This window comes from Pleurocapsa sp. CCALA 161, assembly GCF_003003995.1.
Lineage (GTDB): Bacteria > Cyanobacteriota > Cyanobacteriia > Cyanobacteriales > Xenococcaceae > Waterburya.
Genome location: NZ_PVWF01000002.1, coordinates 119,688 through 128,191, shown reverse-complemented (window position 1 = coordinate 128,191; position 8,504 = coordinate 119,688). Strand labels below are relative to the sequence as shown.

At 38.0% G+C, this 8,504-nt stretch carries 9 protein-coding genes; 5 read left to right on the top strand and 4 right to left on the bottom strand.

Going from position 1 to position 8,504, the window contains the following annotated elements; all coding sequences use genetic code 11:
- Positions 1-135: 135 nt before the first annotated feature.
- Positions 136-501 carry a four helix bundle protein gene (locus C7B62_RS01275; RefSeq protein ID WP_106232788.1) on the bottom strand — a complete coding sequence of 122 codons (366 nt, stop codon included), beginning with the start codon at positions 499-501 and terminating at the stop codon, positions 136-138.
- 297 nt (positions 502-798) lie between these two features.
- Between C7B62_RS01275 and C7B62_RS01265 the strand changes: the two genes are divergently transcribed.
- The 5 genes from C7B62_RS01265 (at position 799) to C7B62_RS01245 (ending at position 5,263) form a co-directional block, all read left to right on the top strand.
- Positions 799-1,188: a response regulator gene (locus tag C7B62_RS01265; protein WP_158260609.1), complete on the top strand. Its 390-nt coding sequence runs from the start codon at positions 799-801 to the stop codon at positions 1,186-1,188.
- Positions 1,189-1,344: 156 nt separating this feature from the next.
- Positions 1,345-2,058, top strand: coding sequence for a Crp/Fnr family transcriptional regulator (locus C7B62_RS01260; protein WP_106232785.1), 714 nt, complete (start codon positions 1,345-1,347; stop codon positions 2,056-2,058).
- A gap of 304 nt (positions 2,059-2,362) precedes the next feature.
- Entirely contained in the window at positions 2,363-3,328 is a 966-nt protein-coding gene (locus tag C7B62_RS01255; RefSeq protein WP_106232784.1) for a J domain-containing protein, read from the top strand.
- 75 nt (positions 3,329-3,403) lie between these two features.
- Positions 3,404-3,778 (top strand): four helix bundle protein, encoded by a 375-nt coding sequence (locus C7B62_RS01250; protein WP_106232783.1) that lies wholly within the window; start codon positions 3,404-3,406, stop codon positions 3,776-3,778.
- 270 nt (positions 3,779-4,048) lie between these two features.
- A complete protein-coding gene (locus tag C7B62_RS01245) occupies positions 4,049-5,263 on the top strand; it encodes an ATP phosphoribosyltransferase regulatory subunit (RefSeq protein WP_106232782.1) in 1,215 nt (404 codons plus the stop codon).
- A gap of 339 nt (positions 5,264-5,602) precedes the next feature.
- Here C7B62_RS01245 and C7B62_RS01235 read toward each other — a convergent pair whose 3' ends face one another.
- From C7B62_RS01235 to C7B62_RS01225, 3 genes are all read right to left on the bottom strand, one after another.
- Entirely contained in the window at positions 5,603-6,334 is a 732-nt protein-coding gene (locus C7B62_RS01235) for a manganese catalase family protein (protein ID WP_106232781.1), read from the bottom strand.
- 329 nt (positions 6,335-6,663) lie between these two features.
- Entirely contained in the window at positions 6,664-7,623 is a 960-nt protein-coding gene (locus C7B62_RS01230; RefSeq protein WP_106232780.1) for a class I SAM-dependent methyltransferase, read from the bottom strand.
- Between the two features lie 91 nt (positions 7,624-7,714).
- Positions 7,715-8,371, bottom strand: coding sequence for a response regulator transcription factor (locus tag C7B62_RS01225; protein ID WP_106232779.1), 657 nt, complete (start codon positions 8,369-8,371; stop codon positions 7,715-7,717).
- Positions 8,372-8,504 lie beyond the last annotated feature (133 nt).

Genomic DNA, 8,504 nt, shown 5'->3' with positions numbered 1-8,504 from the left:
GAGTAACAAGTAACGAGTAACGAGTAACAAGTAACGAGTAACGAGTAACGAGTAACAAGTAACGAGTAACGAGTAACGAGTAACAAGTAACGAGTAACAAGTAACAAGTAACGAGTAACGAGTAACAAGTAACGATTATTTATCTTTAAGCTTTTTGATAGTACTAATTAGTATCCGAATTATTATATTTATTTCATCAATCATCGAGCTAAATTTATTTTCTGATATAATTTCAGATCGAATCATTATATCAATCCAATAGCGCGTTTCACTTGCTTCTTTTAAGGCTATAGAATATTTCGATATAAAGTCAGCTTTTGACTGTGCAAATTCCCCCTCGGCAAGATTTGCACCAATGCTAGTACTCGCTCTGAGAAATTGTTTTGCCAACACTTTACCTGCATCATCAAAGTGCCTCTTGTTTAATTCTGTGTAGGCTTTAATAGCACGAACGGCAAATAATTTACTTCTATCTTGTATTGAAATATTATTATTATTCATGATAAAAAATCACCTTACTAACTCAATTTTATCATCAACAAGTAGCAGCCTTTTTTGTCGTTACTCGTTACTTGTTACTCGTTACTCGTTACTTGTTACTCGTTACTCGTTACTTGTTACTCGTTACTCGTTACTCGTTACTTGTTACTCGTTACTCGTTACTTGTTACATACTTTTATAAACCTTGGCAAGCCATAATACTTACTCGATCCCACTTATGTTGGACAGCGTACAGAAGCCCTCAAAAAAACTAATTACAATCAAACTAGAAGTATTATAAAGTGTTTAGATATGGACATGGCTAACAAACAGCTTTTACTAATTGACGACAACGAAGATAATAGAACGTTAGTTCAGTTTGCCCTAAAAGCTAGTACAGACTGGGAAGTTTCCACGGCAAGCGATGGAGTAGAAGGAATTTCTAAAGCAGAACTTGAAAGACCAGATGCGATTCTTTTAGATGTGATCATGCCAGGCTTAGATGGACTGACTGTCTATGAAATCTTAAAGTGCAATTTATTTACCTGTACAATTCCGATTATTTTCATGACCGCTTGGACTCAAGAAGAAATTCTTTCTAAATTGAAAGCCAGTCTAGCTGAAGGAGTAATCGTTAAACCTTTTGATGCCATTAATCTAGATGTGCAAATAGCCAAAATGTGCGATTGGGAGGTAGTTAATGGTTGATTAAGTTAAATTTTGGGTCTTTTAGCTTAATTCATTAAAATCAAGCTGAAATCTTAATACTTTCTGGAGAGTTTAACGACATAATAATTTGATTTTGAGTCTCTTTTTTATGCTTTTAATCTTTTGCTCACAGCATAATTTAAAAGAGGTTTCCCCTTGGTTCACGACTATTTCCGTTCTACAAATCGTCTTCTACCAGCTTTGTCAGAAGCAGAATATCTTCGCCTAGAGCCTTACTTAATTTATGAGCCTCTTTCTGTAGGAACTGTTTTTTATGAAGCTTCAGAAAAGATTGAAACCATTTATTTCCCCCATTCAGCGTTAGTTTCTTTAGTTAACACTCTCAGCAATGGTACGACTACTGAAATTGGGATAATCGGGGGTACGGGAATGATTGGTCTTCCAGCTCTTCTTGGCGATGGCTATAGTAGTCAACGCGCAGTTGTCCAAATAGGCGACGGTTCGGTTAAAATTTCAGCTCTCATTTTAAAACGGGAATTCGACCGAGGAGGAGAGTTACAAAAAGTATTATTGAATTACGCTCAAACCAGACTAAATGAAATCTCTCAACTAGCAGTTTGCAACCGTCATCATACCATTGAAGAGCGTCTGGCTCGTTGGCTGCTGACAGTTCAGGATTTAACTCAAGCTGGCGAATTGCCTCTGACTCAAGAATTTATTGGTAATATGCTGGGATGCCGTCGTTCGGGAGTAACTATCGCAGCAGGTACTCTGCAAAAAGCAGGATTGATTAATTATCATCGCGGCAAAATCACTATTTTAAATCGGCAATCTTTAGAAGTAGTTGCTTGTGAATGTTATCAACTTTTCTATGATAATTTTTATCAAAAATTAGGATCTAGGCAATAAGGCAGTTTTTTTGCTGAAAATTAGTTGTCGAAATCAATTTTTAACTACAAAATTGTATAGATACAAATTAAGTTTAATGCCTCCAGTGAAGTTTGTTCAGTGGTCTACAATTAGTCAACCTGATTATCCGTAGAAACCTATCCATTTGGGATAACTGTTGGGTTTCATCCTTCAACCTAACCTAAAATTATTTCTTTTTGGTATTTCCTAAGAACTTTAGGGAACTATATTACAACAGCTTGGATCTAACATTGATGTTTACTTAGCAAGTTTGACTGCTGGCTCTTTTATATCTCTCTTCTTTATGTCTTTTGCGATTAAACAGGGACTTTTTAAGCTCAATATTACCGATCATCACGCCATACTAGGTGTGTCCATCGACGCTGAATCAAAGCAAATTCGCTCACAATATCTTAAAATTGCTCAACAGCTGCATCCCGATAAGTGTCGTTGTGATCCAGCTAAAGCTAGAACGGCAGAACAGATTTTATCAAGACTGGTCAATCCTGCTTATGAGCAATTATCGCGAAAAAGCGCTTTAGCTGAACACCAATTAGTTTTGACTCAAATTGGCAAGAGATTAGCGGAGAATAAAAATAATCTTCCAGTCAAAAGCCAGTTAGCTCAAGAATTGTTGAAGGCTGGAGATGGTGCTGAATTAATCTATCTTAAACTGTTAAAACAGCTAACTGCCGAACAATATAAATCTTTGTCACAATCAGGAGAGCTAATAGAAGCAATTAGTGAGCTAAATTTAGTTTACTTAATGTTAAAAAGCGATCGCGGGCGTAACCGCCGTCCTGTTCAAGCAACTCCAGTGGTTGCTCCACCCACTAAAGTTGATGTAGCGACCGCAACGCCATCAGCTTCTCCCCCCGCAGAAGAACCCACAGTAGACTCAAGAGTTAATACTTTTGTTGATCGAGCGCAACAATATATCTCTAAGGGAGAATTTGATCAAGCAATTCAAGAATTAAAAGATGCTTTGAGAATTAACCCCAATCATGGTGTTACTCATGCCGTGATGGGCAGAGCTTATCTACACAAAAAGCAGTTGACGATGGCAAAAGTTCATATCGACAAGGCTGTTCAAGCCGAACCTCACAATGAAGTGGTGATGGAAAGTAAAAAAGTTTTAGACAAGTTGACTAGAGTAGCTAATCAAGCTAAAACATCTCATCCTGGGAGTGATGGTAAAGCTGCTGACAAAAATAACAAACCTGGGAATAGTGGTTTCTTTAGTGGTTTTTTTGGGGCGAAAAAAAAGTAAGTAGTAGGTAGTAGGTAGTAGGTAGTAGGTAGTAGGTAGTAGGTAGTAGGTTGTAAATACTGCCTAATTTTAACTATGAATAATAATAGTATCACTATCCAGAAAAGAAGCAAACTTTTTGCATCTAGAGTAATAAATGCTTATGCGGAAATAAATCAGAAAAATCATTTTAATAGCGCATCTGTCGTCTTGTCAAAACAGTTTCTCAGAAGTGGCACATCAATTGGAGCGAATTGTTCTGAAGCACTTTATGCTCAATCTAATAAAGACTTTTTATCCAAGTATTTAATAGCTTTGAAAGAGGCTAGTGAAACTCGCTACTGGATTGAGCTAATAATAGACAATGAACTTGCACCTAAATCGAAATTCAGTTCTTTATTAAAAGAGATAGAAATAATCATAAAAATATTAGTTTCAATTACCAAAAAATTAAAAGCTAAACAAAATTAACCTCCTACCTCCTACCTACTACCTCCTACCTACTACCTCCTACCTCCTACCTACTACCTCCTACCTCCTACCTCCTACCTCCTACCTCCTACCTACTACCTACTACCTACTACCTACTACCTACTACCTCCTACCTCCTGTTAGCAGATTGATTAGTGCGTAACATCAGTTAAAATGACTATATCAAGCATAAGTCTGGACTGAAAATACTCTTGCGAGCAGGTAAATCTGGCTCATTTGGCTTGTCGCAATTTTTACCATTATTAGAAAATGATTTATCAACCGCCCGCTGGGGCAAGAGACTTACTACCTTTAGAGGTAGAGCAAAAACGTTGGATTAACGATCGCCTTCAGCATCAGTTTCAAATCTGGGGCTATCAGCGGATTGTCACTTCTACTCTAGAATGGCTTGATACCCTCACAGCAGGTGGAGCAATTAGACCAGATAAGATTATTCAGCTTCGTAACAACGGAGAAAATTCTTTAGGTTTACGACCCGAACTTACGGCATCCATTGCTCGTGCAGCCGTGACACGTATGGCTGGCAACAGCGATCCTCAACGTCTATGCTATCGCGCTAATGTGTTTCGTAATGCTTCTGGGGGTCATCATGGTCGTCAGTTAGAGTATTATCAAGCAGGAGTAGAGTTACTCTTTGCGGGGGGAGTTTTAGCCGATGCTGAAACCATTCTCTTGCTGGCAGACTGCCTCAACGATTTGGGGATTCCCGACTGGTCAATTTTATTGGGAGAAGCAGGATTAACGCGATCGCTTTTAGCTGTGTTTCCCCCAGCAATTCGCGCCTCAGTTCGTACCTGTATCGCTAATCTCGATCGGATCACCCTTGAAGGTTTAGAGTTAGATGCACGCCTGCAACAACAGGCTTTGATTTTATTCGATCTGCGAGGAAAACCAGAAGAGGTATTAAGTAAAATATCTACTCTGGATTTAGAGGATGATGCTCAAGCAGCGGTAAATAATCTTAAATCCTTAATTGAATTGCTCAACAGTAGTTCAACACAACCCCTGCCTCTAACTTTAGATCTAAGTTTGCTACAAACTTTTGATTACTACACAGGCATAGTATTTAAGGCGGTTAGTTTCCAAGATCATCAGTCTTATGTTCTAGCAGAAGGAGGACGCTACGACCAATTACTCGGACTATATGACCCCCAAGGAAAGACATCTCCAGGCATCGGCTTTTACCTCTCGATTGAAGATCTGTATGCTTGTTTGTTAACTACCGATAGATTACCTCAGCAAGCACCAAAGAGTGATTGTTTAGTTATTCCCCGCTCTAAAGCAGCAGCAGCGACAGCGTTACGGTATGCACGACAGTTAAGAGAAGAAAAATCGATTAAAGTAGAATTAGAATTAAGCGATCGCCCTGAAGCAGAGATTAAGCAATATGCCCAAACCTGTCGCATCAAGCAATTAATCTGGATTGAAGCTGACGGTACTCCCAGAATTGAAAACTTAAATTAGTTATCAATTAGTTCTGGTTTTTCAACAATGCTTATGCTGCAATTGTTGCTCTGATGCGATGAGGAATACACAGTCATTTAGATTTTTTTGTTCTCTTCAAGCAGAAGCAGAGTTTTTAACTGCTTGGTGATTTAGTTTTTCTAACTCAGGAATTAATAAATTCCAGCACTTGGAATTTTGGGTAGAACCATGTATTAAGCAAAATACGCTCATTGCTATTTTAAAAGGCGATCGCTATAAATCTTCAAAAAATATGGGCGATCGCACCTTAAGATTGAATCGCCCTCTAAAGTTAGCTAAATTTTTCTCTTGCTCGATAAAGTAATTAGGCAGTGCTAACTATACTTCGTTCATTTTCTCTTCTTTTTCTTTCATCGGATCGGCAATATAGCGAAAATCTTTATCAGAATTCCAAGGTCCTCGCTGGTCAACCTCAACGGTTGCGTCGTCTGCTGGAGTCGAAGTAGATAAGTTGTAATAAATGTCTACTGTCTCATCAGGTTGAACATTGCCAAAGAAAGGATCGGTTAGTTTCCCTAACGAATCTAGTGCTTTCATAAACATTTTGGTATGGGAAATTTCGCGAGTTAGCAAGTGTACCAAAGTTTCTTTTGTCCCCTCATCTGGTGCTATTTTTATTAAAGATTCGTAAGTCTGGCGCGCACCTGCTTCGGCTGCAATATTAGCTCTTAAATCTCGTACTACATGACCACCTTCGTTAATATAATTAGCATTCCAAGCCGAACCTTGAGAATCTAAAAAGTGTGGTCCTGCTCCTCTTACTGCAAATAAAGTACTCTTATAAGCCTCAGTTTGATCGGCGTTTTTAGTATGTACTTCAATCAACTTACCAATCATTTCTAAGTGGCTAAATTCCTCTATGGCGATATCTTGCAACATATCTTTAATGCCTGGATCTTCTGTATGAAATGACTGTACCCAGTATTGAAGTGCAGCAGAAAGCTCGCCTGTCGCACCGCCAAATTGCTCTAGTAGTAACTGAGCAAAACGAGGATTAGGGTCTTTAACATTTATTGGTTTACTGATTAATTCTTTTTTATGAAAAAACATTCTTTAGTTTTCCTATTTTTTATGACCACTTATTGTTAGATTATTGTTTTTTACTTTTAATAACCTGTATCGAAAGTTGTAAATGTTATCTTAAAATATATAATAAGTTTTTATATTTTATATCTAAAGAAATAGCTACATTGATTGGAGCTTTGGATATAAATCAACTGTAATATATCCGAACAAAACAACCAAATTTTGTAGTAAACAAAGTAATAAAAGAAGGGGAAAAGCTGAATTATCAACTTTTGCCTAAAAAGTTCATTAGACTTGCTTTTTGTAGGAGTACCAATCTAGTATATTTATTTAAATCAACCTGGTTCAGGCTTTTAATTTTTTGGTTTAATACCAATTATTGTCCGATGACGAGGATCGCTAGTGATAGTTGTTTGATAGTCAAATCCAGCTTTTTTAAGTGCAGCTTCCACATCAAAAGTATAGTAATCGTCACTCCAAGGTTCGGTACTTTTCATTAAGGTAAACAACACAGGAGGCAAGCCTTGAATTACGGGAGAAGCAGGATTATTATCTACTATGCCCAAAATTCCTCCTGGCTTAAGGATGCGTAAAACTTCTTGAAATATTTTTTCGGTTGCGTGGCGCGGAAGTTCATGGATGATAAACTGCATTGTTACCATGTTTAAGGAATTGTCGGCTAATCCCGTTGACTCTCCCAAACCATGAAGCCATCGACTGACTTTTTTGTGTGGATCACTCTGTTGCGCCACCGCCAACATATAGGGAGATAAATCTAAACCAACGGTATTAATTGGAGTATCCTGGCGAGCGGTAAAATACTCATGCAGTGTCAGAGTGGAAATTCCTACCGAACAACCCAAGTCTAGAATATCAGTAAGGGTTACAGGAGTATATTGTTCTAGTACTCGATAAAAGCTATGACGTAAACGCTGCTGTGCCTCTTGCCAAGTTAAATCTTCATCTTTCCAGATTCTTAGTGCCATAGAATTTGTCGCTGAAGCTGCCTCAAAAGCTGCCTGCCAACAAAGATTGCCCCGATCATAAGCATGAAACGGCACTTGATAATAATCAGGATAGGCTATTTCAGAATTAGTAATCGAATCTAATAAGTCTTTGACCGAAGAATTTTCTAAATCTTGATAATTTTTGCGCCAGGGTATCCCATTTTTTTCGGCAGTATTAATTAATACTCGACGCGCTTGGCGCTGCATAATACGGTAAATTGGCTTAGTTTGTATCAAGAGATTAACCAACCTAGCGAGTAAATCATCTCCCGCCCAATCTGGTTTTAGTTTGTCGGTTGAAACCACGGCAATATGTATAGCTACGGATGCCAATATTATACGTCTTTGGTGAATTCTATAGAGGAGACAGATAGATTATCAAGTATTCAGAATAATTTTATTTGGAATCAATCGCGATCAAATTCTGTTGAATTGCCATAATCGCTGCGGAAGTGCGATCGCGTACTTCTAATTTTGATAAGATAGCATGGACATGAACCCTAACCGTACCAATCGTAATATGTAGTTGTCGAGCGATTTCATTATTACTTTTACCTGCTGCAATTAAAGCTAAGATTTCAGTTTCTCTGCTAGTCAAAGGATTATTTTCGTTAATTTCTTTAACTGGCGTAGATTTAAACGCCGATCTAATTTCTGCGGTTGTGGCTGCATCCCACCAAGAAGCACCGGCAGCAACCGAACGCAAAGCTAAAATTAAGGTCTCTGCTTCAATTCCTTTGAGACAGTACCCCGACGCACCTACGGCAATCAACTGTTCGATTAGTTGTTTTTTAAAGTGGGAAGTTAAAACGAGAACAGGAATAGTAGGATGTAACTGTTTAATTTGACGACAAGCTTCTACGCCACCAATACCAGGTAAACCGACATCGAGTAAAACTACATCAGGTAGATATTGATTGGTTAATTCTACCGCCATTTCTCCATCGATCGCTTCTGCTAAAATTTCTATTCCCTTTTCTTGTTGCAACCTAACTACAAGCCCAAGGCGAAATAGTTCGTCATCTTCTACTAGCAAAACGCGGATTTTATTCATGTAAAAGTCAAAATTTAAAACTTAAAAATCCCAAAACATGGTTAATTAGTTGTACTTACAATACCAATTTTTAGTTTATCGTTCTCCTTATCGTCTTACTGTTTAACAACATACAGCGTTTTTCACGTTAGTA

Bases quoted from the DNA above. Each gene is read 5' to 3' on its own strand.
- C7B62_RS01275 (WP_106232788.1), bottom strand. From the start codon at position 501: ATGAATAATAATAATATTTCAATACAAGATAGAAGTAAATTATTTGCC.
- C7B62_RS01265 (WP_158260609.1), top strand. From the start codon at position 799: ATGGCTAACAAACAGCTTTTACTAATTGACGACAACGAAGATAATAGA.
- C7B62_RS01255 (WP_106232784.1), top strand. From the start codon at position 2,363: ATGTCTTTTGCGATTAAACAGGGACTTTTTAAGCTCAATATTACCGAT.
- C7B62_RS01250 (WP_106232783.1), top strand. From the start codon at position 3,404: ATGAATAATAATAGTATCACTATCCAGAAAAGAAGCAAACTTTTTGCA.
- C7B62_RS01245 (WP_106232782.1), top strand. From the start codon at position 4,049: ATGATTTATCAACCGCCCGCTGGGGCAAGAGACTTACTACCTTTAGAG.
- C7B62_RS01235 (WP_106232781.1), bottom strand. From the start codon at position 6,334: ATGTTTTTTCATAAAAAAGAATTAATCAGTAAACCAATAAATGTTAAA.
- C7B62_RS01225 (WP_106232779.1), bottom strand. From the start codon at position 8,371: ATGAATAAAATCCGCGTTTTGCTAGTAGAAGATGACGAACTATTTCGC.